Origin of the sequence: Microbacterium sp. RURRCA19A, from assembly GCF_900156455.1 — a bacterium.
Taxonomy (GTDB): Bacteria; Actinomycetota; Actinomycetes; order Actinomycetales; family Microbacteriaceae; genus Microbacterium.
Genome location: NZ_FTNQ01000006.1, coordinates 41,791 through 66,971 on the forward strand (window position 1 = coordinate 41,791; position 25,181 = coordinate 66,971).

Here is a 25,181-nt window from a genome sequence, read left to right on the forward strand (position 1 = left end):
TTCGGCATCCATCACCAGGACCGATCGTTTCCGATCCGCCGTCGTCGTTGGACGCTCACCCGCGGCCCGCTGAGACTCGCTGAAGAGTTCCCGACCGCGCCCGGCGGTCGGTCCCGACCAAGGAACACAGCCCATGTCCTCATTCCCGAAGCGTCGACGGCGAGCCGCCCTCGGCGCCGCCCTCGCCCTCTCCCTGACCCTCCTCGCCGGCTGCGCCGGCTCCACCACGGCGACCGCCCCGACGGACGCAGCCCCCACCGAGGGCGGCGACGTCGTCTTCCTCATCAACTCCCTCGGCACCAGCTGGGTCCCCAACGAGAGCTCGATCTCCAGCTACCAGGGCAACATCTGGGGCCAGGTCACCGACAAGCTCGTCTACGTCGACGACAAGGGCGCGGTCTCGCCCTGGATCGCCGAGAGCTGGGAGCAGAACACGGATGCCACCGAGTTCACGCTGCACCTGAAGGACGGCGTCACGTTCTCCGACGGCACGCCCCTCGACGCCGCCGCGGTCGTCACGAACCTCGACTACTGGGCCTTCGGCAGCGCCGACAAGGGCATCGCCCCGATCGGCCTGTTCCCGAAGACGTACCAGAAGGCCACGGCCGTCGACGCGAAGACGGTCACGGTCACCTTCTCCGCGCCGGCCCTCGGCTTCATCCCGACCCTGGGCTACCACGGCTCGATCCTCGTCTCCCCGAAGACGCTCGCCCTCAGCAAGCAGGACCAGGGCAACCTCGACAACTTCTCGGGCTCGGGTCCGTTCACCATCAAGAGCTGGGCGGACGGCGACGACGTCGTGCTCGAGAAGCGCGCCGACTACAGCTGGGGTCCGGAAGCGCTCGGACACACGGGCCCGGCGTACCTCGACACGCTCACCTACAAGCAGGTCGCCGAGTCGAGCACCCGCATCGGCGCGCTCACCTCCAACCAGGCGCAGGTCATCTACAACGTCCAGCCGAGCGAGATCGCGAGCCTCACCGACAAGGGCTTCGTCGCCGGTCTCCCGCGCTATCTCGGCTTCACCAACGGGTACGCCGTCAACGTCCAGGCCGCGCCCTTCGGCGACGTCAAGGTGCGTCAGGCGCTCCAGCACGGCATCGACCGCCAGCAGATCCTCGACACCGTGTACACCGACGGGTGGCAGGCCGCGGAGGGCTTCATCCAGAGCGGTGTCCCCGAAGCGACCGACCACTCCGCGGACTTCGCCTACGACCCGAAGGCCTCGGCCGCCCTCCTCGACGAAGCCGGATGGGTCGAGGGCGCCGACGGCAAGCGCACCAAGGACGGACAGCCGTTGGCGGTGACGCTCTACGCCAACCCGTACCTCGCGACGTCCGCCTCGATCGACGAGCTCGTCTCGCAGCAGCTCGGCGACCTGGGCTTCGACGTCACGGTGCAGACCTACGACGTCGCGACCTTCGGCGAGAAGGTCAAGATCGGTCCCACCACGCCGCTGTACGAAGTGACCCGGTCCTTCATCGATGTGGGCACGGTGGCCGGCATCCTCACGAACGCCAACAAGGGCGAGGACTGGTTCGGGCTCGGCGAGACCGACCCGACGCTGAACGACCTGCGTGACCGGATCGCCCGGGCCACCGACAAGGACACCCGCGCGACAGCCGTCGACGAGCTGCAGACGTACGTGCTCCAGCAGGGGCTGTTCGTGCCGATCACGCAGATCGTGCAGCGCATCTACGTCCAGAGCCCGAAGCTGCAGGGCGTCACCTACAACGGCGTCGCGATCGCCGACTACGCGACCGCGTACCTGCAGAAGTAGGCCTCCGACATGAACTCCGCCTACCTGATCTTCGCGGCCAAGCGCCTCGGCCAAGCGGTCGTCGTGGTGCTGCTGGCCTACGTGCTGACCTTCGTGGTGATCAGCGTGCTCCCCGGCGATCCGCTGTCGAGCACCCTGCGCAACCCCGAGAACGGCTTCACCGAGGACCAGATCCAGAAGATGGTGGAGTTCTACGGACTGGACCGCCCGGTGTGGGTGCAGCTGGTCGAGGCGCTGGGGCGCTTCGTCCGCGGGGACCTCGGGATCTCGCTCCGGTCCAGCCAGCCGGTGGCCACCATCGTGGGAGACGCCCTGCCGTCGACGTTCGCCCTGGCGGCGTCGGCGCTGGGCGTCGCCCTCGTGCTCGCGTTCGCGATCGCCTACGGCACCCAGGTGCTCCCGCGCCGAGCGGCGCAGCTGCTGCGCTCGGTTCCGGCCCTGTTCCTCTCGGTGCCGAACTTCGTCATCGGCCTGCTGCTGCTGAACGTCTTCGCGTTCCAGCTGAGCCTGTTCTCCGTGATCGACCCGGACGCCCCCGTGGCGACCTTCTTCGCGGCGGTGGCGCTCGGCATCCCGGTGTCCGCCCAGATCGCGCAGGTCCTCATCACCGGACTCGACCACGAGTTCGGCGAGGACTACGCGGTCGTCGCCTACGCCCGGGGGCTCGGGCGGGCGCGCCTGTTCTTCGCGCACCTGCTCAAGCCCTCGGCGCTCCCGGTCGTCACGATCATCGCGCTCACGGTGGGGGAGCTCCTCGGCGGCGCGCTCATCACCGAGACGGTGTTCGGCCGTGCGGGCATCGGCAGCGTCGTCCAGACCGCCGTCGCCACGCAGGACCTCCCGGTGATCCAGGCGGTGGTCGCGCTCGCGGCGGTCGTCTTCGTCGCGGTGAACCTGATCGCGGACCTCCTCTACCCCGTGCTGGACCCGCGCGTCTCCCTGCTCCAGCCGAATCGTCCCGCGGTCTCCTCTCCGGCCGCCGATCCGGCTCCCCTCGAGAAAGCGACCGTTCGATGACCGCCGTCCTCTCGCCCCTCCTCGCCGGTGCCGACGCGACGGCTCGTCGTCGTCGCCGCATCCCGGTCGCCGTCGTCGTGTCCTTGCTCGTGATCGTCGTCGCCGCGGCGTGGGCGGTCGCGCCCGCCCTCTTCACGGGCTACGACCCGATCGTCGGCGACACGAGCGAGAAGCTGCTGGCCCCGAGCGCGGTGCACTGGTTCGGCACCGACAACCTCGGCCGCGACGTCCTTGCGCGCGTCATCTTCGGCACGCGCTCGTCGGTGCTCAGCGCCCTCATCGCGGTGGGCATCGCGGTGGTCGTCGGCGGGCTGCTCGGGCTCGTCGCGGGCTTCTTCGGTGGCCTCGTCGACGTCGTCACGGCCCGCGTCATCGACGTGCTGCTGGCGATCCCGAGCTTCCTGCTCGCGGTGGTCGTCGTCAGCTCCCTGGGCTTCCAGACCATCAACGCCGCCATCGCGACCGGTGTCTCGGCTGTCGCCGTCTTCGCGCGCGTGATGCGCTCCGAGGCGCTGAAGGTGCGCGGCACGGTCTACGTCGAGGCGGCGGAACTCCAGGGCGGGTCGCGCGCGCACGTGCTGCTCACGCACGTCCTGCCCAACGCCTCCCGGTCGGTCCTGTCGCTCGCGGTCCTGCAGTTCGGGGTGTCGATCCTCGTCATCGCGGGACTCGCGTTCCTCGGCTACGGCGACCCGCCCCCGGCATCCGACTGGGGACTCCTGGTCTCGGCCGGGAAGGACTACCTCGTGTCGAGCCCGTGGCTCGTCTACGCCCCCTCGGCGGTCATCGTCGCCGTCGTGCTGTCGATCAACCGGGTCAGCCGCTGGCTGCGAGCGAAGGACTGAGCCATGACAGACACCCTCCTCTCCGTGCGCGACCTGTCGGTGTCGTACGGCGGCCGTCGGGTCGTCTCCGACGTCTCGTTCGACCTGCACCGCGGCCGGAGCCTCGCCCTCATCGGCGAGTCCGGCTCGGGCAAGTCGACGATCGCGAAGGCCGTGCTGCGGCTCCTCCCGCGCGACTCCGGTCACGCCGAGGGTCGCGTCCTGCTCGAGGGCGACGACGTGCTCGCGCTGCCCCTCGCCCGCTTCCGCCGGTTGCGCGGCCGCCGCCTCGGCTTCGTGCCGCAGGACCCCGCGTCGGCCCTCAACCCCGTCCGCACCATCGGCAGCCAGGCGCACGAGGCGGCCGCCCTCACCGGGGAGCGGGATGCCGCGCGCCGCCGCGCCGCCATCCTCGAGGTGTTCGAACGCGTGGGGCTCGCCGATCCGGAGCGGGTGTACCGGTCCTACCCGCACCAGCTCTCCGGGGGCATGCTGCAGCGCGTGCTGATCGGGCTCGCGGTGCTCCCCGCGCCGGCGCTCCTCGTCGCCGACGAGCCCACGAGCGCGCTGGATGTCACGATCCAGAAGCGCATCCTCGACCTGCTCACGGAGCTGCGGACGTCGCTGGGCATCGGGCTGCTGCTCATCACCCACGACCTCGCGCTCGCCGCCGAACGCGCCGACGACCTGGTCGTGCTGCGCGACGGCGTCATCCAGGAGGCCGGTCCCGTGGCCGAGGTGTTCGCCTCCCCCCGGTCCGAGTACGCCGCAGCGCTGCGCGCCGACGTCCCCGCGCTGTCGCCCGACCGGTATCGGGCCGTGCTGGCGGAACGGCGGATCGACCGTGCCCGTCCCGCCGTGCAGGTGTCGGACGTCGTGAAGACCTTCCGGGTGGGCGGGGAGGAGCTGCGCGCGGTCGACGACGTCTCGTTCGAGGTGGCGGCCGGCAGCACGCACGCGCTCGTCGGCGAATCCGGGTCGGGCAAGACGACGACCGTCCGCCTGCTCCTGGGGCTCACGTCCCCGGATGCCGGTGACCTCCGCGTCGCGGGGGAGGCCGTGCACGGGCGTTCCCGCACGGACCTGCGCACCGTGCGGCGACACCTGCAGCTGGTGTACCAGAACCCGTTCACGTCGCTGGATCCGTCGTGGCACGTCGAGAGCCTCGTCCGCGAGCCCCTCGACCGCTATCGGGTCGGCGACCGCCGGGCCCGCCGCGCGGCGGCCCGAGCCGCCCTGACCGCGGTCGGGCTGCGGGAGCACCTGTGGCGGCGCCGCGCCGCGGCCCTCTCCGGCGGCCAGCGCCAGCGCGTCGCGATCGCCCGCGCCCTCGTGCTCGAGCCCGACGTCCTCGTGCTCGACGAACCCACCAGCGCGCTCGACGTCACCGTGCAGGCCGAGATCCTCGACGTGCTCGCGCGGCTGCAGGTCGAGCGGGGTCTGACCTACCTGTTCGTCTCCCACGACCTCGCGCTCGTCCGGCAGATCGCGGACACCGTCACCGTCCTCCGTCACGGACGGGTCGTCGAGCACGGTCCCGCCACCGAGGTGCTCGAGAAACCGCAGCACCCGTACACCCGCTCCCTCGTCGCCGCGGTCCCCGATCCGCGCGGCATCCGACCCGCCGTGCCCGTCACGGCCTGACCCCTCCGTCTCCCGCGAAAGGAACTCCCATGCCCGTCGAATTCGTCAACATGGTCGGCAGCCGTCCCCCCGGATCCCCCGCCCCGGGCGGCACCACCTTCACCACCCCCATCGACGTGGACTGGCTCCGCCACTACGCCCGCACCATCGAGGCCTACGGGTTCGACTACACGCTGATCCCGTACGCGTCGGCCAGCGCCGACCAGTACGCGCTCGCCGCGACGGTCCTCGCGGCGACGCGGCGCCTGAAGACCGTGGTGGCGGTCCGACCCAACTCGGCGTTCCCGACCGTCGCCGCGCAGGGGCTGTCCACGCTCGACCAGCTGTCGGGCGGGCGCGCGCTCGTCCACATCATCTCCGGCGGCAGCGACCAGGAGCAGGCCCGCCAGGGCGACTACCTCGACAAGGAACAGCGCTACCGCCGCTCGTCCGAGTTCATCCAGCTGCTCCGGCGCGTGTGGACCGAGAAGGAGCCGTTCTCCCACGACGGCGAGTTCTACCGTTTCGACGGGTTCGGCCCGGGGTACGCGACCCATTCGGGCGGGGCGTTGCCGGTGTCGCTCGGCGGGTCGAGCGAGTTCGCCTACTCCTCCGGCGGCGCGCACGCCGACATCTTCGCGCTGTGGGGCGAGCCCCTCGCGCAGACCGCGGAGCAGATCGACCGGGTCTACGCCCACGCCCGCGCGGCGGGACGCACCGACCGCATCCGGTTCTGGGTCACGTTCCGCCCGGTGGTCGCCGCCACCGACGCGCTCGCGCGCGAGAAGGCCCGCGGCATCCTGGAGGCGGCCCGTCCGTTCTACGAGAAGGTCAAGGACATCAACAGCACGAACGTCGGGTCGGTGCGGCTCCGCGAGATCTCGGAGCAGTCCGAGGAGCACGACGGCGGCGTGCTGTGGACGCCCCGCGGCGTCGCCGGGTCGGGCGGCGCATCGTCGCTGCTGGTCGGGTCGCCCGAGACGGTCGCCCGGGCCATCGTCCGGTACGTAGAGCTCGGCGCCGACATCGTCTCGCTCCCCACCCTCGGCGACCTGAACGACGCGGTGGATGCCGGCCGACTCGTCATCCCGCTGGTCCGCGAAGAGGTCGCGCGCCGCGGCATCGATCCCGAGGTCGTGTTCGGGCAGCGGAACGTCGCGTGAGCGGACGTCGACTGATCGTCGGGGCGGGCGCCCTCGGTGCGCTCCTCGCCGCGCAGTGGCGGGCCGCCGGGGTTCCGGCCGTGCTGATCGCCCGGGGCGCCGCGCTCGAGGTGATCCGTGCGCGCGGTGTGACCGTCCGACGCCCGCACGGGGACGAGACGGTGCCGGTGGACGTCGTCGGCGCGATCGACGAGACCGAGCCGGCGGTGGGCGACTCCGTCGTGCTCGCGGTGAAGGCGCAGGATGCCGAGCAGGCCCTCGCCGCGATCGCGTGGCGCCCGCTCGCCGGGGGTGGCGCGGTGGCGGACCTGCCCGTGGTGACGCTGCAGAACGGCCTGTCCGCGGAAGCCGTGGCGACGCGGCGGTCGGCCGCCGTCGTGGGGGTCTCGGTCGGGATCGCGGCGAGCCACCTGCGTCCGGGCGAGGTCGTCTCGCCGTCGTGGCCCACGATCGGTGTCGCACGGGTGGGCGCGGCGACGGTCGCGGGCGCGCCGTTCGTCGAGGCCGTGCGGGAGGATCTCGCCCGCGCGGGCTTCGCGGCATCCGCGGTGGACGACATCGCCGCCACGAAACGGCGGAAGCTCCTCGGAAACCTCCGCAACGTCGTCGAGGTCTTCGACGTCGAGGCGCCGGAGCGGGATGCCGCGACGGACGCGCTGCGCCGTGAGGCGGAGGCGCTCTTCGCACGGCTCGCCCTGCCCGTCGCTCCGGCCGAGCAGGGGTTCCTCCCGGTCGAGGACGTCCCGGGCCACGTGCCCGGGCGGCTGTCGACGTGGCAGAGCCTCGAACGCGGCACGAGCGTCGAGAGCGACTACCTCGTCGGCGACCTCGTGCTGCTCGCCCGGCAGGCCGGGGCCGCCGCGCCGCTGGCGGAGGCGATCCAGCGCGCTCTCGGCCTCCTCGCCGCCCGAGGCGGTCGTCCCGGGAGCGTCCCCCTGCCGGCCGAGATCATCCACGCCGTGCGGGCCGGAGCCGCTTCGTGAGCGCGCCCGCGCTCGCCGTGGCCTCGGCCGGTGCGTCGAGCCGCGACCTGCGCGTCGGGTTCCACACCCGGGTTCCGTTCGAGACCGGACAGGCGGTGGAGGGGCTCCGGGACGGGATCGCCCTGTTCCGCGAGGCCGAGGGCCTCGGCTTCGATCGGGGCTGGGTGTACCAGCGGCACTTCGACAACTACCTCGCCGCCCCGCTGGTGTTCCTGCCGGTCGTCGCCCAGCACACCGCCCGCATCGGACTCGGCACCGCGATCATCGGCATCCGCTACGAGGACCCGATGCTGCTGGCCGAGGCCGCCTCGACCGCCGACCATCTCAGCGGTGGTCGGCTGGAGCTCGGGTTCGGCACCGGGCTCGGTGGCTTCGACCGCGCGTTCGGGCAGGAGCCGAACGACGGGCGGCGGCACTCCCTCACGCGGCTGGACACCTTCCTCGCGGCGCTGCGCGGCGAATCCGTGGGCGCGGCGCCAAACGGCGATCCCCTCACCGTGCGGGGCACGAACCCCGATCTGCTCCATCGCATCTGGTACGGAGCGGGCTCGATCGCCTCGGCGGAGCGCGTCGGGCAGCGCGGGATCAACCTCATGCTCAGTACGATCCTCACCGGCGACATCGCCGAGTACGAGGCCGAGCAGCGGGCGGCGATCGAGGTCTTCCGGGGCCTGCACCCGACCGCCGCGCGTGCTCGCGTGTCGGTGAGCCGGTCGATCCTGCCCACGACCTCGCCGGAGCGCGCGCGCCGCTACGCCGCCTACGACGCCGATCGTCGGGCGAACGGTCCGGCGGCGTCGCGCCCGCGCGGAGCGGTCGCGCCGACGGCGGCGCCCCCGGGCGCCTACACGATGAGCCCCGCGATCCACGGCGAACCGTCCGCGGTCGTGGACACCCTGCTCGCCGATCCCGCCGTCGCCGAGGCGGACGACCTCATCGCGTTCCTCCCCCCGGAGTTCGGTCTCGCCGAGAGCACGCGCCTGCTCGAGGACATCGCCGAGCACGTCCTCCCTGCGCTCCGCGCCGAACGAAAGGTCCGCGCATGACGCTTCCCACGACCGAGATCGACCGGGCCCTCGACCGCTCGGGACTCCAGCCGCAGGGGCGACCCGCCGAGATCGTCCTGGCCCGGGATGTCGCGGATGTGCAGGAGACGGTGCGCCGAGCCTCGGCATCCGGTGTTCCGCTCATCACGCGCGGCGCGGGATCGGGCCTGGCCGGAGGGGCGGTGGCGGGGGAGGGGGCGATCGTGCTCGACCTGTCGCAGCTGAACCGCATCCGGGCGATCGACCCGGTCGACGGCACCGCCGAGGTGGAGGCCGGGGTGATCACGGCGGATCTGGATGCCGCGGCCCGCGCGAACGGCCTCCTGTACGCGCCCGACCCCGGCAGCGTCGGCATCTCGACGATCGGCGGCAACATCGCCACCAACGCCGGAGGACTGCGCGGGGCGAAGTACGGGGTGACACGGGATGCGGTGCTGTCCGTCGACGTGGTCCTCGCCGACGGCTCGCTCGTGCGCCTCGGCCGCCCCACGATCAAGGGCGTCACCGGGTACGACCTCGCGGGCCTCGTGGTGGGGTCGGAGGGGACGCTCGGCATCGTGGTCGCGGCCCGCGTGCGCCTGCTGCCGGCTCCGCAGCGGGTGGCGACGGCCTCCGCGTTCTTCGCGACGCTGGAGGACGCCGCGCACGCGGTCGCGGCGATCGCGGTGAGCGGGGCTCGCCCCGCGGTGCTGGAGATCCTCGACGGTGCGACGCTCGCCGCGATCGACGACGCCTCGGGCACGGCGCTCCGTGCGCAGGGGGAGGCGCTGCTGCTCGCGCAGACCGACGGGTTCGGTGCCGCGGAGGAGATGGCCGTGGTCCTCGCGGCGGTCGCCCCGACGGCGACCCGCCACGAGTGGACCGAGGATGCCGAGCGCGCCGCCGATCTCCTGTCCGCGCGGCGGCAGGCGCTCCCGGCGCTGGAGCGGATCGGTCGACCGCTGATCGAAGACATCGCGGTTCCGCGGAGCCGGCTGGCGGAGGCGATCAGCGGCATCCGGCTCATCGCGGATCGGCACGGGGTGCCGATCTTCGTCTTCGGTCACGCCGGCGACGGCAACCTGCATCCGATCATCGTGGTCGAGCCGGGCGACGGAGACCTGCCCGAGACCGCCGTGCGCGCCGCCGACGACATCTTCGCCCTCGCCCTGTCGCTCGGCGGCACGGTCACCGCGGAGCACGGCGTCGGGCGTCTCAAGCGCGAGTGGGCGCGGCGCGAACTGGGAGACGACGTGGTGCGGCTGCACGACGAGATCAAGCGCGTGTTCGACCCCCGCGGCATCCTGAACCCCGGCAGCGGCTACTGAGCGGGCTCGACCGGCGGGCGTGCGGAGGTGCGCCCGTCGGCCGCGCGCGCCGCCGCCCGGTCGTGTCGTGAGCCCACCGGAACGATCGCGGTCGCCTTCGGCAGTCCCATCGGCGGGGTGGCCACGAAGATCGACTCGGCACGGTCGACGAGGTACGTCTCGTGCCAGATGCCCACCGCGCCCGCGGCCTTCCGCGCGCGCTTGTTGAAACGGGTCCAGGCCGGGCGGTGCGCCTGCGCGGGGGCCGACGCGTAGGCGTACAGCTTCTCCAGCGACGACCAGTACTGCACGAGGTACGGTCCGCGGGCCCCGATGAGGGTCGTGAACCCGAGCAGGCCCGAGTCGGGATCGCTGCTGAGCTCGCGCAGCATGGGCCCCATCTCGGCGGAGATGGGCAGCCAGAGGTCGGGCCGCCACCACCGGTTGATGGTCATGCCGATGTGGAAGACGACGAGTTCGCCGTCGTGTCGGTGGGTCATGCGACCCGGGTGGAGGGATGCCATGGGCTCGTCCTAACTGGATAGTGTCACTATCTAGTGTTGGATAGTAGTGCTATCCAGTCAAGGGGGAATCCATGCGCATCTCGGAACTGTCCGCTCGCAGCGGAGTCTCCGTGGCGACGATCAAGTACTACCTCCGCGAGCGCGTCCTCCCCGAGGGGGAGCGGACGTCGCCGACCCAGGCGACCTACGGCGAACCGCATCTGCGCCGGCTCGGCGTCATCCGGGCCCTCGTGGATGCCGGCGTCGGCATCGCCGGGGTGCGCAACGTCATCTCCGTGCTGGAGAACCCCCCCGAGAGCCCCGGTGCCCTCCTCGGCGCCGCGAGCACCGCCGTGAACCCCGACACGGACGACGCACACCTCGACCTGGAGCCGGCGCGCGCGCTCGTCGCCCGCTTCGGGGGCGCGGCGGACGACTGCGCGCCGGGTCAGGTCGCCGCCGTCGCACGGGCCCTCGCCTCGCTCGACCGTGCGGGCTTCGCTGTCCCCGAGCCGGTGCTCGCCGCCTACGTCGAGCATCTCGCCGCCATCGGCGAGGCGGAGCTCCAGGCCACGCCCGCGGACTCCGCCGACGAAGCCGTCCGCTATGTCGTCCTCGGCACCGTGCTGGTCGAACCGCTCATCCTCGCTCTCCGGCGCATCGCGGAGCAGACAGCCGCTTCGCGCCGGTTCGGGAGCGGCTGAGCCGTCCGGTCAGCCGTGGGGATTCGTGGCGGCGCCGTCGAGCCAGAGCGTGTCCGTCGGGTCGCTGTGCGTTCCGCCGGAACCGACGTGGGCGGCGCTGATCCGCGGCCCCTTCGTGATGACGTGCACGAGGGCCATCCCGTGTCCGCGTCCGACGTCGTAGTCCGTCTTCAGCCACTCCAGGATCGGGGTGGCCTTCGTGTCGGGGCCGAACCCCCGTTCCGCCGCGAGGTCGACGAGCTGGCGCGGCGTCAGTCCGGTCTTCTTCTCGACCGCGTCGAGGTAGGCCTGGAAGGACATGGGATCTCCTGTCTCGGGGCGGGCGTCGGGGCTGGCGGGCGACCGGCGCTCGGGCTCAGGCTAGCGACACGGCGCGATAGCGTCGAGGGATGGCCGTCACGTTCCATCGCGCGCCCGTCGCCGAGATCGCCCCGCTCACCCTCTACCGCCTGCTCTGGCTGCGCGTGTCGGTATTCGTGGTCGAGCAGGAGGCTGCGTACCCCGAGATCGACGGCCGCGACATCGAGCCCGGCGCCGAACTCCTGTGGGCGCAGGACGAGGCCGGAGCCGTGCTCGCGACCCTGCGCCTGCTGCGGGAGGAGCGCAACACCCGCATCGGGCGGGTCGCGACGGCCGCTTCCGCGCGCGGGCGGGGACTCGCCGCAGACCTCATGCGCACGGCCGTCGCGATCCTGGACGCCGAGGCTCCCGGCATCCCGATCCTCCTCGACGCGCAGGCGCAGCTCGCCGACTGGTACGGCCGATTCGGGTTCGTCGGGTCCGGAGAACCCTTCTCCGAGGACGGCATCCCGCACCTGCCGATGCGGCGGACGCACCTGACCACGGCGCGGCTGGTCCTGCGGGAGTGGACCCGCGCCGACGACGACCGGACGTTCCTGTTCGACATGTACCGCCGACCCGAGGTCCGTCGGTACATCGGCGACGGTCGGACGATGACGGATGCCGCCGAGGTCGACGCCCTGCTCGATCGGTGGAGCAGTCGCGGCGACGGGGTCCTCGGCATCCGGGCCGTGACCCGCGCCGACGGGGAGCGCCTGGGCGCGATCCTGCTGAAGCCGATCCCGTGGTCGGCGGGGGTCGGCGGCGACCGGGCCGACGACATCGAGATCGGCTGGCACTTCCACCCCGACGCCCACGGCGAGGGATACGCGACCGAGGCCGCCGCCGCGATGCTCGCCCTCGCGCACGCGGCCGGCATCCCGCGCGTGGTCGCGGTGACCCACCCCGACAACCGCGCCTCGCAGGCCGTCGCCGAGCGCATCGGCATGCGCGCTGAGGGAGAGACCGACGCCTACTACGACACGACGTGTGTGCTGTTCGTCTCGGATCGGCCCTCGTGAGACGTCCCGCCGCAGCGGCCGCCGTGCTCGTCGCGCTCCTCGTCCTCCCGGGGTGCGGACTCCAGTTCTCGCTCGGATTCGGCACCGGGTCGGACGGCCGGTTCGAGGGCAGCGAGATCACCGTGCCCGTGCTGTACGCGAGCGGGAAGAAGGGCGTGCTCGCCAGCCAGCGCATCACCGCGGCCTCCGCCGAGGGCGGCGGCCTCAGCGTCGACATCACCGAGAACGACGTCAGCGGTGTCGATCCGGTCACGCAGTCCGCGACGTGGACGGCGGTCACCGCCGCGACCCTGCTCACCGGGGCGCGGCCGGACACCGCGTACACCTTCGGGTTCGACACCCGCCTGGCGACCCCGGCGGCGGGCGCCGTCACCGCGGTCGGCGTGCTCGCGCTCTACTACGGCACCGAGGTCCAGTCGGGAGTCGCCCTGTCCGGCGCCGTCACCCCGTTCGGTGCGATCCGGCCCGTGCCCGGGCTCGCCGAGCAGGTCGCCGCCGCCGTCGAGGCCGGCGGGATCGACACGATCCTCGTTCCCGCCGGGCAGCGGACGGTGCGCAACGCCCAGGGCGAGACGGTCGACCTCGACCAGCTCGCCGCGACCGGCGGCATGACCGTGACCGAGGTCGCGGACGTCGCCGGAGCGTACGCGGTGATGACGGGGGAGGAGCTGCCCGAGGCCGCATTCCCCACCCCTCCGCCCTCGCCGTCGCCCCTCGCGACGGTGGACGGCGACCCCGCACCCGACGACCCGCTCGGTGTCGCCGCGGGCGACGTCATCGAGACCGCATCCGCCGCCCTGGACGCGGCCGCCGACCCGGCGGTCGCCGACGCGGCCCGGGACGCGCTCGAGCGTGCTTCCGCCCTCCGCTCGGACGGAGGCGCCGGCGCGGCGTTCGCCGCCGCGACGACCGCCGCCGATCGGGTGGCCCTCGCGGTGGCCCCGCAGATCTCCCCCGACGAGGCCGGCGCGGATTCCGCGCGGGTGCGCGATGCCGCCGCGGCGCTGCTCGACGACCTCGACCGCCGTTCGCCCGAGACCCTCGACGACCTCGACGCGGTCCTCCGCGCCGCGACCGCCGCGACCGAGGCCTTCGCCCTCGCCCGCTACGCGGAGGACATGTCCGCCGACCCCGCGGACGACGTCTCCGACTCCGTGGCGACGACCGCGGTCGCGCTCGCACGGTCCGCGCTCCGAACGGCCGAGGCCCTCGGCGACCTGCCCGCGGGCGGCGGGGGGCGGCTCGACGGCGAGGCGGACCTCGCCGGGGTGGCCTCGCTGCTCCGACGGGCCGGCATCGCCGCGAGCGACGCCTACCGGTCGCGGGTGATCGCCTCCCGGGCCGACGCCGACGGAATCTCCGTCGACGCCGCCGAGGCGCGGGTTGCGGCAGCCGACCCCGCGGCGCTCCGCGCGCTCGCCCTCGACCAGGCGCGCGACGAGCTCGCCGAACGGGCGCCCGACGACCGCGGATGGGCCGCGCTCGGTCTGGCTCTCTCCGGCTACACCCACGTGTCTCCCGTGCTCGCGGCGACGCAGACCGTGCGCCCGCCCTCGGACACGGATGCCGCGGACGCGGCGACGCGACGGATCGCCGTGGCCGACGAGTACACGGTGTCCGCCGTCGACGCGCTCCTGGCCACGGGGGCGGCGGTCCCGATCGTCCGCGGCGCGCTCGCGGAGGCGGCGACGGATGCGGGGGCCGCGCCTGCCGCCGGGGCGGTCGGCTACGTCACGCCCTTCGTGACCGCCCGCGTCCTCGCCTTCGCCGCCGGGGTCGAGCGTTCCTGAGCCGGACCGCGCGTCAGAGCTCGACGCCGTTGTCCGGGTCGTCGACGCCCACGTTGCGACCGCGGTTCGACTCGAACGCGATGAGCCATCCGAGCGAGATCACCGCGGCCAGCAGCAGACCCAGCCACACGTTCTGCCAGACCAGCCCGAACAGGATGCCGGCGCCCAGCAGCACCACAGTCCCGAGGAGCCAGTACGTGCGTCCGCGGGGCCAGCCGGTGCCGGAGTTCGTCATCCGGCCAGCCTAGGCGGTCCGCGATCGGGGCCCGGGATCAGCGGTCGCGGTGGTCTTCGGGCGCGAGCCGCGGGCCGCGCCGCGGTTCGAGCCCGGCCCCGGCGTAGATGAGACGGATGACGCGCTGGCGGTGCCCGGCGAAGGGCTCGAGCAGCTCGAGCATGCCGTCGTCGTCGGTGCGGTGCCCGGTCAGGGCGTAGCCGACCTGGTGGGCCAGGTGGTAGTCACCGATGCTCACGGCATCCGGATCGCCGAATGCGCGGATACGCGTCTCGGCGCTCGTCCAGACGCCGACTCCGCGGAGGCTGATGAAGACCCGGTCGCGGGACTCGCCGTCGGCGGCGTCGGCCGTGGCCCGTGCGATCGACGCGCCTCGGCGAGCGGCCTCGACGATCGTGCGGGACTGCGGCGGCTCGAGCCCCGCGCGGTGCCAGGCCCACGACGGGACGTGCCGCCAGCCTTCGATGTCGGGCGGGGCGAACATCGGGCGCGGTGTCGGACCGGGGGCGCGTTCGCCGTACCAGGTGACGATGCTGCGCCAGGCCGAGAACGCCTGGAGGCCCGTGACCTTCTGCTCCATGATCGCGCTCACGAGCGCGTCGAACACCAGGTCGGTGCGCCCGATGCGGAGGTCGGGGAACCGTCGATGCCACTCCGCGACCGAGGGGTGCCGCGTCGCGTCGAAATCGTCCGGCTCGTCACGCGCGCCGCACAGGGCGGGTAACTGATTCAGCGCCCACCCGGCGCCCGGGCCCCACGCCGCGGCGTGGACCGCGCCGTCGGCGGTGCGGCGGAGCGCGAGCGTCGCGACGCCCGAGGGGGTGCGACTCGCCCGCCAGATCACGCCCCCCGAGCGGAGCGGGCCGGTAGCCGTGAAGGTCGGGTCGTGGCGTCCGTGGCGTTGCGCGCCGACCGCGCGATCCACGTCGACGGGGGACGGCGGGCGGTACTCGGTGCGGAGGGGCCCGACGTCCGGCGGGCGCGGGTCGCGCGAGGACGGACGCGCGGGCACCCGGGTCGACCTCATGCCGACACCCTACGTCGGCCCGCCGACATGACGCTCAGCGGGGCCGTCCGCTCAGAAGCGGTCGGGCGAGGGGGTGCCGTGGCCGTAGCGGATGGACACGTCGGCGTGCCGATCGAACCGGTAGCCGACGCCGCGCACGGTGCGGACGATGTCCTCGTAGACCCCGAGCTTCGCGCGCAGGCGACGAACGTGCACGTCGATCGTGCGCTCTCCGGGCGCCTCGTCGTCGGTCGCCCCCTCCCACAGCGACGAGACGAGCTCGGTGCGCTCGATCGTGCGACCCTCGCGGAGCACGAGGTACTGCAGCAGCTCGAACTCCTTGAAGGTGAAGGCGGCGGACTCGCCGTCGATGAGGACGCGCTTGCGCGAGATGTCGACCACGACGCCGCGGGGGGCGCGGTCCTCCTCGGCCGGCTCCTCCTTCGTTCGTGCGACGGCCGAGGGTTCGTGCAGCGCGAGCCGCACCACGTCGACGTCGCGGCCGCCGGCACCGGCCGGAGCGAGGGCGACCGTCGCGTAGGTCTCGGCGGCGGGGGCCAGTTCCCCGAGGGTGCGGCGCAGCGCCTCGACGAGCGTGCCGAGGCTGACGCCGGCTTCGGCGGCCTTGGCCTCGTCGATGCCGACGTAGAGGGCGAAGCCGCGGGGAGCGGTTCCGGCGGGCAGCGCCGGACGCGCGGCGGGGGCGGCGGGTGTCGCGGGGGCGGTCGGTCGCACGGCGGCGGCGCGGTGCGCGGGCCGGGGGCCGGTGGCAGTGGTCGAGGCGGTGGTGGCGGGGCGGTCGAGAACGGCGGAGATCGACATGAGGGAGGTGTCCTTCAGTGGTGAACCCGGGCGTCCGAGAGAGCGGGGTTCAGCGGGAGGTGTGTGGCCGAGGGGCCGGAGCACGGTGTCCGGGTGCGCGTGATCGACGCGGAAGGCGGACGACCGGGCGACGATGCCGGCGTTCAGAAGCGCGGGATCGTCGGAGCGAGGGTCGCTGTTAGCGGCACATTCGACAACACAGGACAACGCGGCCGGGCATCATGATGCCGGCAGTTCCGTTCGCCTCCCGGGCGGACAGAGCAAGCGCGTTGACAGTCATGGGGCCGATTATGACGCACTGCGGCGGATCGCGTCAAATCGCGACCGCCGGGGATGTGGCATCCTGCTCTGTTTTCGAGGGATCACCGCCCTTCGACCGAGCACTTTGCGTTCTCGGAGCCCGATCCCGGGAAGCGGCGTACCGTGAACGGCATGACCGACCTGCGTTTCGCCGACGATCGCGCCGCCTCGCGGTACACCCTGCACGACGGCGATGATCTGGTGTCCGTCCTCGACTATCGCGACGATGGGAAGACGATCGCGCTCACGCGCGCGTTCACCATCCCCACGTTTCGCGGGCGAGGGTACGCCGCCGTGGTCGTGGAGCGGGCGGTCGACGCCATCGCGCAGGCGGGCGATCGCGAGATCCTCCCGGTCTGCTGGTACGTCGGGGAGTGGTTCGAAGCCCACCCCGAGCGTGCGGACCTGTTGCACGCCCGCCGCTGAGCGTCCGATAACCACGCCCCCCGCGCCCGTCAACCCCCGGAGGTCGAGGGGGACCGGCGACCAAGCTGGGTGCGTCGAAAGGGGATGCCATGACCGACGACCGCGACCTTCCCGAGGGCGTCATCGATGCCAACCCTCCCGGTGGCTGGGTGAGCGGCGATGTCGCCGACGGCGAGACCGCCGAGCAGAACGACCGGGCGAAGGGCTCGCCGCGTCTGAACGACGCCGAGCCGTCGGACCCGATCGAGGGCGACGCGGCCGGTCAGGGCATCGATCCCGACCTGAGCACGGAGGACTGACATGACCGACCACTCCCATACCCCGGAGCCCGCGGACGCCCCGCAGACCGGTGCGGACCCGGCCGATTCCGTCGGTGGTTCGCTGCACCCCGAGGGTAAGGTCCCGCGTCCGGACGAGCAGTCCACCCCCGCGATGGACACTCACCCCACGGACGACGCGGCGCGCATCGCGGGTGTCGTGGCGCAGACGCGCGCCGACGTGGGGGATGCCTCGTTGGAGCGCATCGCCGACGTGCTGCGCCAGCGCTTCTCCGATGTCGGCCTCGACCTCGGCGACGACCGCATCCGTGCCCTCGCCGCGGAGGTGGCCGCCGGCTGACCCGCCGGGATGTGCCGGCGCGGGCGACCCGCGCGCGGGCTGAACGCCGATGTCGGAGGCCCCACGTACCGTGTGAACATGCGGATCCTGCACACCTCCGACTGGCACATCGGGCGCTCGTTCCACGGTCACTCGACGCTCGGCGCCCTGGCCGACGTGCTCGCCGCGCTCGTCGATCAGGTGCGCACGCACGAGGTCGATGTCGTCGTCGTCGCGGGTGACGTGTTCGACTCGGCGGCTCCCGCCGCAGCCTGCTATCCGATCCTGAGCGACACGTTGGCCGCGCTCGCCGACACGGGGGCACGGGTGATCGTGACCTCCGGCAATCACGACTCCGCGGCGCGCCTGGGCTTCCAGTCGGCGCTCCTTCGCGAAGACATCACCATCGTCACCGACCCGCTGACCGTCGGTACGCCCGTGACCGTCACGGACGCGCACGGACCCGTCCACTTCTACGGCATCCCGTACCTCGAGCCCACGATCGTGCGTCACCTGTGGGAGGGGGCCGAACTGCGCAGCCAGGCGCAGACCATCGGCCACGCCATGAACCTGGTGCGTCGCGATCTCTCGGCGCGCGGCGGCCGCTCGGTCGCGATCGCGCATTGCTTCGCCGCCGGCGTCGAGGCCACGCCCGGTGTGGAGCGCGAGATCCGGCAGGGCGGCCTCGACAACGTGCCCCTCCCGGTCTTCGACGGTCCCGACTACGTCGCGCTCGGGCACATCCACGGGCGCCAGCAGCTCTCCGACCGCGTGCGCTACGCGGGGGCGCCGCTGCACTACAGCTTCGGCGAGGCCGGCAAGCCGCGCGGATCGTGGCTCGTCGAGCTGGATGCCATGGGCCTGGCCTCCGTCGAGTGGCTCGCGCTGCCGGTGCCCCGCCCGCTGGTCACGCTCCGGGCCTCCTTCGACGACCTGCTCGGCGATCCCGCGTACGACGCCCACGTCGACCAGTGGGTGCGGGCCGAGTACACCGACGCCACGCCCCAGATCGACCCGATGCGCCGTTTGCAGGCCCGGTTCCCGTGGTGCGCGACGGTCGCGCACACGCCTGCCGAGTCGCGCATCGACGACGGTCTCGGCTACGCCCGACGCGTGCGCGCCGCGCGTGACGAGACCGAGATCATCGACGCGTTCCTCACGCACGTCCGCGAGGGCGAAGGCGCCTCCGACGCCGAGCGCGCCCTGATCCGCGAGGTGCTCGACGCCCGCGCGGTGGCGGAGGCGCACTCGTGAAGCTCCATCGCCTGGAACTGGAGGGCTTCGGGCCCTTCCTCGAGCGGCAGATCGTCGATTTCGACGCCTTCGCCGACGACGGCATCTTCCTCATCACCGGCCGCACGGGCGCGGGGAAGTCGAGCGTGCTCGACGGAGTCTGCTACGCGCTCTACGGCGGAGTCCCCCGGTACGACGGGGCCGAGCGGCGTCTGCGCAGCGATCACTGCGGACTCGACGACCCCACGACCGTGACGGTCGAGTTCAGCGCCGAGGGGCGTCGGTGGCGGGTCACCCGATCGCCCGAGTACGAGCGCCCCAAGCGCTCCGGCACGGGGACGACGAAAGAGCCCCACCGCGCCGCTCTCGAGGTGCTCGAAGCCGAAGGCTGGACGGGGGTCGCGGCACGACCGGTCGACGTGGCCGCCCACCTGGACGAGATCCTCGGACTCACCCAGCAGCAGTTCCTCCAGGTGATCCTGCTGGCCCAGAATCGGTTCGCGCGGTTCCTCCTCGCCAAGAACGACGAGCGACAGGCGCTCCTGCGCACGCTCTTCGGCACCCGCTCGTTCGAGCAGTACGCGGCGGCGCTCGACGATCGCCGCAAGCGCGCGGCCGAACGTCTCGCTGCCGAGGGCACCGAGGTGTCGACGCTGGTGGACGAGGCCGAGCGCATGGTCGCGGCGTTCGACGCGGCGCGGGCGGCCGACGACGCCGGCGACGACACGCCACCGCCCGCCGTCGCCGCGGGCGCGCCCTCCCACGGACCCGCCCCGACGATTCACGATCGACTCGCGCACGTCGTGCGCGGCGTCGAGCGCATGGAGTACCGGGTCGAGGCAGCCGCCCACGAACGCGAGACGGCGAAGCGCGGACTGGATGCCGCACTCGCGGCCGAACGTGAGGCGACGGCGCTCCACGGCCGTCAGGTCGAGCGTCGCGCCACCCGCGAGCGACTCGCGGTCCTCGAGTCCGACACCGAACGGATCGACGCCGCGCGTGCCGAGCTCGGGACGGCGACCGCGGCGGAAGCGCTGCGCGCGCCGCTCGAGGCGGTCGCGCGGGCGGAGCGGTCGCTCCCTCCCGCGGAGGCGGCGCGCGACGACGCGGTGGCCGCGGCCGAGCGACTCGGCGAGACGGGTCTCGATTCGACGCTCACTCTCTCCGCACGCGATGACGCTCTCACGACCCTGCTCGCCCACGTCGACGAAGCGCTCGCGCTCGAGGACGACCTCGCGGCGATCGACGCGGACATCCGCGCGCGCCAGGTGCAGCTCGACGATGCGGTTCGTCGGGCGGACGACGTCGCCGCCCGGCTCGCCGACGTTCCCGCAGCGCGCGTCGCCCTCGACGAACGACTCGCCGAGCTGGCCGACGCGACGGCGCGGCGCGACCTCGCCACCGCCGAACGGGCGGAGGTCGATCGACGCCTCGAGGCGGCGCTCGAGGCGGAGCGTCTTGCCGAGGAGCGCGACACGGCCGATCTGGCGGCCGTCGTCCGGGCCGATGAGCTGCAGCGTGCGGTCGAGGCGTGGAGCGGACTGCTCCGACGCCGGTTGGCCGGAGCCGCGGGCGAACTCGCGCACGCGCTCGTCGAGGGCGAACCGTGCGCGGTGTGCGGATCGACGGAACACCCCGCCCCGGCCGTCGGCGCGGACGACCCCGTCACCGACGCCGAGATCGCGGCGGCGGAGGACCGCAAGAACGCCGCGACCGAGCAGGACCGCCTCGCGTCCGATGCCGCGCGCATCACGCGGGACGCGCACGCGCTGGCTGCGGCGCGCGCCGGGGGCGAGACCGTCGTCGAGCTGCGCCGGCGCCGCGATCGGATCGACGCCGATCTCGCCCGAGCGCAGGCCGATGCGGCCGAACGCGACCGCCGCGCCGCAGAACGGGTCGCCCTCCTCGAGCGAGAGGCGACGGATGCCGCGGAGAGCGAGCGTCTCGGCCGCGAACTCGCCGATGCCCGCCAAGAACTCGCCCTGCGTCGGCAGAGCGCCGAGACAGCGCGGGCCGCGGTGACCGAGGCCCGCGCGGAGTTCCCGACGGTCCGCGATCGTCGCCGCGACCTGCGCGCGCGGCGCGACGGCGTGCGGGCGGTCATCGTCGCGCGCTCCGAGCACGAGACGCGCGTGCGTGCCGTCGTCGAGGCGCGCGCCGCGCTCGACGAGGTGCTGGCCGACAGCACCTTCGCGGACGCATCCGAGGTCCGCGCGGCCCTGCGCGAACCCGGGGAACGGCGACGGCTGGAAGCCGCGGTCGCCGATCACGACGCCACCCTGGCCGCCACCCGCCGTCGTCTGCTGGAGCTCGAACTCCACCTCGTCGACGCCCCCGACGAGCCGATCGATCTCGCCCCCGTGGCGACCGCGGTCCTCGAAGCGCGGGGCGCCGTCGAGTCCGCGGCGGCCACGCACGCTGCGGCAGCCGCGGCCGCGACACACGTGCGCGCCCTCGCCGAGCGCGCCGACGCGGGCAGCGCGGCGGTCGCGGAGCTGGCCGACGCGCACGCCGTCGTCGCGCGTCTGGCCGACACGATGGCCGGGCGCGCCCCGAACACCCGTCGCATGACGCTCGAGACCTTCGTCCTCGCGGCCGAGCTGGAGGAGATCGTGGATGCCGCGAACCTCCGTCTCGACCACATGTCCGCCGGGCGCTACCGCCTGCAGCACACCGACGCCCTGGCGGCCCGCGGAGCGGCCAGCGGACTCGGTCTCGAGATCATGGACGCCTTCACCGGCCAGTGCCGGCCGCCGCAGTCGCTGTCGGGCGGCGAGACGTTCCTCGCCTCGCTGGCCCTGGCGCTCGGGCTCGCCGAGGTCGTGACGGCGCGAGCGGGTGGCATCCGGCTCGACACCCTGTTCATCGACGAGGGGTTCGGTTCCCTCGACGACGAGACCCTCGACCTGGCGATGCGCACCCTCGACGAGCTGCGTCAGGGCGGCCGCACCGTCGGTGTCATCAGTCACGTCGCGTCGATGAAGGATCAGCTGCCGGCCCAGGTACGGGTGACGGCGACCCCGCGCGGGCCGAGCGTGATCCGTCAGGACTCCGCGGCCGTGGGCGCCCTCGCCTAGGCTGGAGCCATGCGTACGAGCACCCTGTGGACCGTTCTCGGCGTGATCGCGGCCGTGATCATCGCCTGGCTGCTGGTCAACGTGCTCCTGTGGTTCATCGGGTTCGTCTTCCGGCTGCTTCTCATCGCCGTGGTGGCGGTCGTCGTGTTCTTCGTGCTCCGTGCAGTCTTCGCCCGGCGCGACGCGGACTGAGCGGCAGACGCCGCGCCGCGGATCGGTCCGCCGGCGCAAGCCCGCCCGCGGTGTCCGCGTCCGCGAGTAGCGTGAGCCGCGATGCCTGACGAACGCACGTCCCCCCACCCGCCCACGCGCGACATCCAGCTGTCCCCGCGCCATCGCTGGCGCGCCTACTGGATCGCCGTCTCGGTCGCAGCCCTCACCATCCTCGACCTCACCAAGGTCAATGTCGCGTTGCCCTCCATCGAGGCCGCGCTGAACGCCGGACCCACCGAGCTGCAGCTGGTGGTGTCGGGGTACATCCTGACGTTCGGTCTGGTTCTGGTCCCGGCGGGCCGTCTGGGCGATCTGCGGTCGCGGCGGGTGCTCTTCCTCGTCGGGCTCTCGCTGTTCCTCGTCACCAGTCTGGCGTGTGCGCTCGCGCCCAACACCGCCGTGCTCCTGACCGCCCGCCTCCTGCAGGGCGTGGCAGCCGGCATCCAGATGCCCCAGGTCCTCGGTCTCGTGCAGCAGTTGTTCCAGGGCAAGGAGCGCGGCCGCGCGTTCGGTCTGTTCGGTGCGACCATCGGCATCGCGACGGCGTTCGGACCGACGCTCGGCGGACTGCTCATCGCGCTCGGCGGTCAGACCGACGGGTGGCGGCTCATCTTCTGGATCAACATCCCGCTGGTCGCGATCGTGATCGTGCTGGCCGCGTGGCTCCTCCCGAGCACGCGGACGAAGTCGCATCGTGCCCTCGACCTCGATCCGATCGGTGTGCTGCTCTTCGGACTCACGATCGTCGCGCTGATGTGGCCGTTCCTCTTCACGACCGGTTCGCCCGACGACGACCCGCGGCGCTGGTGGCTCCTCGTGGCATCGGTGGTCTTCGCCGCCGGCTTCGTCTTCTGGGAACGTCGCTACGCCGATCGCGGGCGGATGCCGCTCATGCCGTTCGCGATCTTCGCCCTCGGTTCGTACCGCAACGGTGTGCTGATCTCGACCGCCTACTTCGCGGCGGTTCCGGCCATGTTCCTCCTCGGAACGCTCTACCTGCAGGGCGGCCTCGGCCTTCCGCCGGTGTTCGCGGGCATGGTGACGATCGGCTTCGCGGTGGCCTCGGCCTGCAGTGCGTGGATCGGTGGCAACCTGGTCACCCGGCTCGGACGCCCGCTCGTCGTGGGCGGGATCCTCGGAATGGTCGCCGCTGCGGGAGCCCTGGCGCTGGTCGCCGTCGTGACGCCGCCCGAATGGACGCCGTGGGCGATGGCCGCGGTCATGGCCGTGGGAGGATTCGCCGGGGGACTGGTCGTCTCTCCGAACCAGACGCTCACCCTCGCCGACATCCCCGTCTCGCGCGGCGGCGTCGCGGGATCGATCGGTCAGCTGGGGCAGCGCATCGGAACGGCGGTGGGGACCGCGATCGCGCTCGCGCTCTTCTATGCCACCGTCTACCGCGAGCAGGGCGACCGCGAGCAACTCGCGGTGTTCCACGACGCCTACGCCAGCGGGATGATCGCCGTGGGCGTCTTCCTCGGGCTCGCCCTCATCGTGGGCGTCGCCGATCTCGCCGGACGCGCACGTCACGGGTCGCAGACCCCCTGACGCCCGCGGCCGGGCGGGCCGACGCGGCGGTGGTCAGACGCCGTAGAGTTCGCGGATCTTCGCGCGCAGTTCGTGGCTGCAGCGCTCGACGACGTCGTCCCAGAGCTCGGTCGCACCGTCCTGGGCGCGGTCGGAGACGGCCCGCAGGATGCGGATCGGCACGTCGAACTGCTGCGCGACCCACGCCAGCGCATACGACTCCATGTCGACCATGCGCGCGTCGAGACCACGGATGAGGGCGACCGCGTCGGCGTCGTCCACGAAGTGGTCGCCGGTGGCGATGACCACCCCCTCGGTGGCGATGTCGACCCGCGCGGGCAGCCACACGTGCTGGCCGAACGCGCCGTCCAGGCCCTTCACGTCGTGCTGGATCGTCGCGGAGATGTCGTAGATGCCGCCCTCGAGGTCGGGATCGATGGCGCCGGCGGTCCCCACGACGACGATCTCGTCGTAGGTGCCCTCGCAGAGGGCGCGCGTCAGCGCGTAGGCCGCGGGGATCTTGCCGACGCCCGTCAGCAGCCGGTCGAAACCGGGGATGTCGGGCTCGAAGGCGACGAATTCGGACGCGTGGGCGGCGACGAGGAGCTTCACCTCCCCATTCTGACCGACCGAGGGGCCGCGCGACGACGCGCGACCCCGGGTCGGGTGGAGCGATCAGTCCTGCGCGGCCGCGGAGACCTCGTCGAGTCGTGCACGCTCGTCGGCCGACAGCTCCAACGACATGCTGGCGATCAGGTCGGGGACCTGCTCCAGACGCGACGCGCTCGCCAACGGAGCGACCACGGTCGGCTGCGTGCGCAGCCACGCGAGGGCGGTGCTGGCGATCGACGCGTCGTGGGCGCGGCCGATGTCCTCCAGCGCGTCGATGACCGCGAGACCCGCGGGGGTCGCGAGCTTCGCGGCGCCGCCCGCGCGGGGGGAGTCGCCCGCGGCATCCGTCGTCCGGTACTTGCCGGTGAGGAAGCCGCTCGCGAGGGCATAGTACGGCACGAGCGAGAGGCCGTACTGCTCGGCGACGGGCACGATCTCGCTCTCGACGGCGGTGCGGTGGACGAGGTTGTAGTGCGGCTGAACGGCGACCGGGAGGTCGGCTCCGGCGGCCTCGGCGAGGGAGATCCACTCGCGGATGCGGTCCGCGCTGTAGTTCGAGACGCCGACGTAGCGCACGAGACCGTCCGAGACGAGGTCGGCGAAGGCGCCGACGGTCTCTTCGAGCGGAGTCTCGGGGTCGTCGAAGTGGGCGTAGTACAGGTCGATCGCGTCGACGCCCAGCCGGGCCAGCGACGCTTCGGCCGCGGCCCGCACGTTGGCGGCGGCGAGACCTCGGAAATCAGGGTGGGTGCTGACCTTCGTGGCGACCACCACGTTCTCCGGCTTGCGGCTCGCGAGCCACTCGCCGATGATCGTCTCGCTCTCGCCGCCGGAGTTGCCCGGCGCCCACGCGCTGTACCCGTCGGCGGTGTCGATGAAGTCGCCGCCGCCGGCGTGGAAGGCATCCAGCACGGCGAACGAGGTGTCCCGGTCGGCGGTCCAGCCGAAGACGTTGCCGCCCAGGGAGAGGGGACGGATGTCGAGGTCGCTGCGTCCGATGCGCGCCATGATGCCCTTTCGTTCGGTGATCGATGCCCTCAGGACAACGGCACG

Annotated in this window: 25 protein-coding genes; 18 read left to right on the top strand and 7 right to left on the bottom strand. The window is 72.9% G+C overall.

From position 1 onward, the window contains the following. Positions 1 to 133: 133 nt before the first annotated feature. The 8 genes from BW982_RS16480 to BW982_RS16515 are packed head-to-tail and all read left to right on the top strand — an operon-like array spanning position 134 to position 9,743. A complete protein-coding gene (locus BW982_RS16480; protein ID WP_076495182.1) occupies positions 134 to 1,780 on the top strand; it encodes an ABC transporter substrate-binding protein in 1,647 nt (548 codons plus the stop codon). 9 nt (positions 1,781 to 1,789) lie between these two features. Then, on the top strand, positions 1,790 to 2,797 hold the full coding sequence (locus BW982_RS16485) for an ABC transporter permease (protein ID WP_076495183.1): 1,008 nt from the start codon (positions 1,790 to 1,792) through the stop codon (positions 2,795 to 2,797). Beyond that, the gene (locus BW982_RS16490) at positions 2,794 to 3,642 is read left to right on the top strand and encodes an ABC transporter permease (RefSeq protein ID WP_076495185.1); all 849 of its coding nucleotides are present in this window, start codon (positions 2,794 to 2,796) and stop codon (positions 3,640 to 3,642) included. Before BW982_RS16485 ends, BW982_RS16490 begins: the two co-directional genes overlap by 4 nt. 3 nt (positions 3,643 to 3,645) lie before the next feature. Continuing rightward, the gene (locus BW982_RS16495) at positions 3,646 to 5,265 is read left to right on the top strand and encodes a dipeptide ABC transporter ATP-binding protein (RefSeq protein WP_076495187.1); all 1,620 of its coding nucleotides are present in this window, start codon (positions 3,646 to 3,648) and stop codon (positions 5,263 to 5,265) included. A gap of 29 nt (positions 5,266 to 5,294) precedes the next feature. Continuing rightward, positions 5,295 to 6,407: an LLM class flavin-dependent oxidoreductase gene (locus BW982_RS16500; RefSeq protein WP_076495190.1), complete on the top strand. Its 1,113-nt coding sequence runs from the start codon at positions 5,295 to 5,297 to the stop codon at positions 6,405 to 6,407. Beyond that, a complete protein-coding gene (locus BW982_RS16505; RefSeq protein ID WP_076495192.1) occupies positions 6,404 to 7,390 on the top strand; it encodes a ketopantoate reductase family protein in 987 nt (328 codons plus the stop codon). The genes BW982_RS16500 and BW982_RS16505 overlap by 4 nt, the downstream gene beginning before the upstream one ends. Beyond that, positions 7,387 to 8,436, top strand: coding sequence for an LLM class flavin-dependent oxidoreductase (locus BW982_RS16510; protein ID WP_076495194.1), 1,050 nt, complete (start codon positions 7,387 to 7,389; stop codon positions 8,434 to 8,436). The genes BW982_RS16505 and BW982_RS16510 overlap by 4 nt, the downstream gene beginning before the upstream one ends. Continuing rightward, entirely contained in the window at positions 8,433 to 9,743 is a 1,311-nt protein-coding gene (locus BW982_RS16515) for an FAD-binding oxidoreductase (RefSeq protein ID WP_076495195.1), read from the top strand. Before BW982_RS16510 ends, BW982_RS16515 begins: the two co-directional genes overlap by 4 nt. Here BW982_RS16515 and BW982_RS16520 read toward each other — a convergent pair. Next, the gene (locus BW982_RS16520; RefSeq protein WP_076495196.1) at positions 9,737 to 10,246 is read right to left on the bottom strand and encodes a DUF4188 domain-containing protein; all 510 of its coding nucleotides are present in this window, start codon (positions 10,244 to 10,246) and stop codon (positions 9,737 to 9,739) included. The two genes, BW982_RS16515 and BW982_RS16520, sit on opposite strands and share 7 nt — an antisense overlap. A gap of 71 nt (positions 10,247 to 10,317) precedes the next feature. Between BW982_RS16520 and BW982_RS16525 the strand changes: the two genes are divergently transcribed. Continuing rightward, positions 10,318 to 10,929 (top strand): MerR family transcriptional regulator, encoded by a 612-nt coding sequence (locus BW982_RS16525; RefSeq protein WP_076495197.1) that lies wholly within the window; start codon positions 10,318 to 10,320, stop codon positions 10,927 to 10,929. A 9-nt stretch (positions 10,930 to 10,938) separates the two neighbouring features. Here the strand turns inward: BW982_RS16525 and BW982_RS16530 are convergent, their stop codons facing one another. Further along, positions 10,939 to 11,229: a DUF4287 domain-containing protein gene (locus tag BW982_RS16530; RefSeq protein ID WP_076495199.1), complete on the bottom strand. Its 291-nt coding sequence runs from the start codon at positions 11,227 to 11,229 to the stop codon at positions 10,939 to 10,941. An 89-nt stretch (positions 11,230 to 11,318) separates the two neighbouring features. Between BW982_RS16530 and BW982_RS18715 the strand changes: the two genes are divergently transcribed. Next, entirely contained in the window at positions 11,319 to 12,290 is a 972-nt protein-coding gene (locus tag BW982_RS18715) for a GNAT family N-acetyltransferase (RefSeq protein WP_083696777.1), read from the top strand. Continuing rightward, positions 12,287 to 14,080, top strand: a complete 1,794-nt coding sequence (locus BW982_RS16540; RefSeq protein ID WP_076495200.1) for a S16 family serine protease — start codon at positions 12,287 to 12,289, stop codon at positions 14,078 to 14,080. Before BW982_RS18715 ends, BW982_RS16540 begins: the two co-directional genes overlap by 4 nt. A gap of 13 nt (positions 14,081 to 14,093) precedes the next feature. Here BW982_RS16540 and BW982_RS16545 read toward each other — a convergent pair whose 3' ends face one another. Genes BW982_RS16545 through BW982_RS16555 form a run of 3 tightly spaced genes read right to left on the bottom strand, consistent with a single transcriptional unit; the run spans position 14,094 to position 16,143 of the window. After that, complete coding sequence (locus BW982_RS16545) at positions 14,094 to 14,315, bottom strand: hypothetical protein (RefSeq protein ID WP_076495202.1); 222 nt, start codon at positions 14,313 to 14,315, stop codon at positions 14,094 to 14,096. A gap of 37 nt (positions 14,316 to 14,352) precedes the next feature. Next, positions 14,353 to 15,342 (bottom strand): DNA-3-methyladenine glycosylase family protein, encoded by a 990-nt coding sequence (locus BW982_RS16550; protein WP_076495204.1) that lies wholly within the window; start codon positions 15,340 to 15,342, stop codon positions 14,353 to 14,355. Positions 15,343 to 15,393: 51 nt separating this feature from the next. Continuing rightward, positions 15,394 to 16,143 carry a winged helix-turn-helix domain-containing protein gene (locus BW982_RS16555; protein WP_076495206.1) on the bottom strand — a complete coding sequence of 250 codons (750 nt, stop codon included), beginning with the start codon at positions 16,141 to 16,143 and terminating at the stop codon, positions 15,394 to 15,396. 432 nt (positions 16,144 to 16,575) lie between these two features. On the opposite strand from BW982_RS16555, the gene BW982_RS16560 reads away from it, so the two are divergent. From BW982_RS16560 to BW982_RS16590, 7 genes are all read left to right on the top strand, one after another. Beyond that, positions 16,576 to 16,869, top strand: coding sequence for a GNAT family N-acetyltransferase (locus BW982_RS16560; RefSeq protein WP_076495208.1), 294 nt, complete (start codon positions 16,576 to 16,578; stop codon positions 16,867 to 16,869). Positions 16,870 to 16,958: 89 nt separating this feature from the next. Then, entirely contained in the window at positions 16,959 to 17,168 is a 210-nt protein-coding gene (locus BW982_RS16565) for a hypothetical protein (RefSeq protein WP_076495210.1), read from the top strand. 1 nt (position 17,169) lies between these two features. Then, positions 17,170 to 17,487 carry a hypothetical protein gene (locus BW982_RS16570; protein ID WP_076495212.1) on the top strand — a complete coding sequence of 106 codons (318 nt, stop codon included), beginning with the start codon at positions 17,170 to 17,172 and terminating at the stop codon, positions 17,485 to 17,487. Positions 17,488 to 17,565: 78 nt separating this feature from the next. Then, positions 17,566 to 18,720 (top strand): exonuclease SbcCD subunit D, encoded by a 1,155-nt coding sequence (locus tag BW982_RS16575; protein WP_076495358.1) that lies wholly within the window; start codon positions 17,566 to 17,568, stop codon positions 18,718 to 18,720. Beyond that, positions 18,717 to 21,776 carry an AAA family ATPase gene (locus BW982_RS16580; protein WP_076495214.1) on the top strand — a complete coding sequence of 1,020 codons (3,060 nt, stop codon included), beginning with the start codon at positions 18,717 to 18,719 and terminating at the stop codon, positions 21,774 to 21,776. Before BW982_RS16575 ends, BW982_RS16580 begins: the two co-directional genes overlap by 4 nt. Before the next feature lie 9 nt (positions 21,777 to 21,785). Beyond that, positions 21,786 to 21,968 (top strand): hypothetical protein, encoded by a 183-nt coding sequence (locus BW982_RS16585; RefSeq protein WP_076495216.1) that lies wholly within the window; start codon positions 21,786 to 21,788, stop codon positions 21,966 to 21,968. An 81-nt stretch (positions 21,969 to 22,049) separates the two neighbouring features. After that, positions 22,050 to 23,537: an MFS transporter gene (locus BW982_RS16590; RefSeq protein WP_076495217.1), complete on the top strand. Its 1,488-nt coding sequence runs from the start codon at positions 22,050 to 22,052 to the stop codon at positions 23,535 to 23,537. Between the two features lie 33 nt (positions 23,538 to 23,570). Here the strand turns inward: BW982_RS16590 and BW982_RS16595 are convergent, their stop codons facing one another. Both BW982_RS16595 and BW982_RS16600 read right to left on the bottom strand, forming a co-directional pair. Further along, positions 23,571 to 24,128 carry a phosphorylase family protein gene (locus tag BW982_RS16595; RefSeq protein ID WP_076495219.1) on the bottom strand — a complete coding sequence of 186 codons (558 nt, stop codon included), beginning with the start codon at positions 24,126 to 24,128 and terminating at the stop codon, positions 23,571 to 23,573. Positions 24,129 to 24,191: 63 nt separating this feature from the next. Further along, positions 24,192 to 25,136, bottom strand: a complete 945-nt coding sequence (locus tag BW982_RS16600) for an aldo/keto reductase (RefSeq protein ID WP_076495221.1) — start codon at positions 25,134 to 25,136, stop codon at positions 24,192 to 24,194. Positions 25,137 to 25,181: the final 45 nt, after the last annotated feature.

What these genes read in the sequence shown, in the direction of transcription:
- BW982_RS16515 (WP_076495195.1), top strand. Translation starts at nt 8,433, where the DNA reads ATGACGCTTCCCACGACCGAGATCGACCGGGCCCTCGACCGCTCGGGA.
- BW982_RS16525 (WP_076495197.1), top strand. Translation starts at nt 10,318, where the DNA reads ATGCGCATCTCGGAACTGTCCGCTCGCAGCGGAGTCTCCGTGGCGACG.
- BW982_RS18715 (WP_083696777.1), top strand. Translation starts at nt 11,319, where the DNA reads ATGGCCGTCACGTTCCATCGCGCGCCCGTCGCCGAGATCGCCCCGCTC.
- BW982_RS16565 (WP_076495210.1), top strand. Translation starts at nt 16,959, where the DNA reads ATGACCGACGACCGCGACCTTCCCGAGGGCGTCATCGATGCCAACCCT.
- BW982_RS16480 (WP_076495182.1), top strand. Translation starts at nt 134, where the DNA reads ATGTCCTCATTCCCGAAGCGTCGACGGCGAGCCGCCCTCGGCGCCGCC.
- BW982_RS16585 (WP_076495216.1), top strand. Translation starts at nt 21,786, where the DNA reads ATGCGTACGAGCACCCTGTGGACCGTTCTCGGCGTGATCGCGGCCGTG.
- BW982_RS16600 (WP_076495221.1), bottom strand. Translation starts at nt 25,136, where the DNA reads ATGGCGCGCATCGGACGCAGCGACCTCGACATCCGTCCCCTCTCCCTG.
- BW982_RS16495 (WP_076495187.1), top strand. Translation starts at nt 3,646, where the DNA reads ATGACAGACACCCTCCTCTCCGTGCGCGACCTGTCGGTGTCGTACGGC.
- BW982_RS16500 (WP_076495190.1), top strand. Translation starts at nt 5,295, where the DNA reads ATGCCCGTCGAATTCGTCAACATGGTCGGCAGCCGTCCCCCCGGATCC.
- BW982_RS16590 (WP_076495217.1), top strand. Translation starts at nt 22,050, where the DNA reads ATGCCTGACGAACGCACGTCCCCCCACCCGCCCACGCGCGACATCCAG.
- BW982_RS16490 (WP_076495185.1), top strand. Translation starts at nt 2,794, where the DNA reads ATGACCGCCGTCCTCTCGCCCCTCCTCGCCGGTGCCGACGCGACGGCT.
- BW982_RS16530 (WP_076495199.1), bottom strand. Translation starts at nt 11,229, where the DNA reads ATGTCCTTCCAGGCCTACCTCGACGCGGTCGAGAAGAAGACCGGACTG.
- BW982_RS16550 (WP_076495204.1), bottom strand. Translation starts at nt 15,342, where the DNA reads ATGAGGTCGACCCGGGTGCCCGCGCGTCCGTCCTCGCGCGACCCGCGC.
- BW982_RS16575 (WP_076495358.1), top strand. Translation starts at nt 17,566, where the DNA reads ATGCGGATCCTGCACACCTCCGACTGGCACATCGGGCGCTCGTTCCAC.
- BW982_RS16555 (WP_076495206.1), bottom strand. Translation starts at nt 16,143, where the DNA reads ATGTCGATCTCCGCCGTTCTCGACCGCCCCGCCACCACCGCCTCGACC.
- BW982_RS16545 (WP_076495202.1), bottom strand. Translation starts at nt 14,315, where the DNA reads ATGACGAACTCCGGCACCGGCTGGCCCCGCGGACGCACGTACTGGCTC.
- BW982_RS16485 (WP_076495183.1), top strand. Translation starts at nt 1,790, where the DNA reads ATGAACTCCGCCTACCTGATCTTCGCGGCCAAGCGCCTCGGCCAAGCG.
- BW982_RS16570 (WP_076495212.1), top strand. Translation starts at nt 17,170, where the DNA reads ATGACCGACCACTCCCATACCCCGGAGCCCGCGGACGCCCCGCAGACC.
- BW982_RS16520 (WP_076495196.1), bottom strand. Translation starts at nt 10,246, where the DNA reads ATGGCATCCCTCCACCCGGGTCGCATGACCCACCGACACGACGGCGAA.
- BW982_RS16560 (WP_076495208.1), top strand. Translation starts at nt 16,576, where the DNA reads ATGACCGACCTGCGTTTCGCCGACGATCGCGCCGCCTCGCGGTACACC.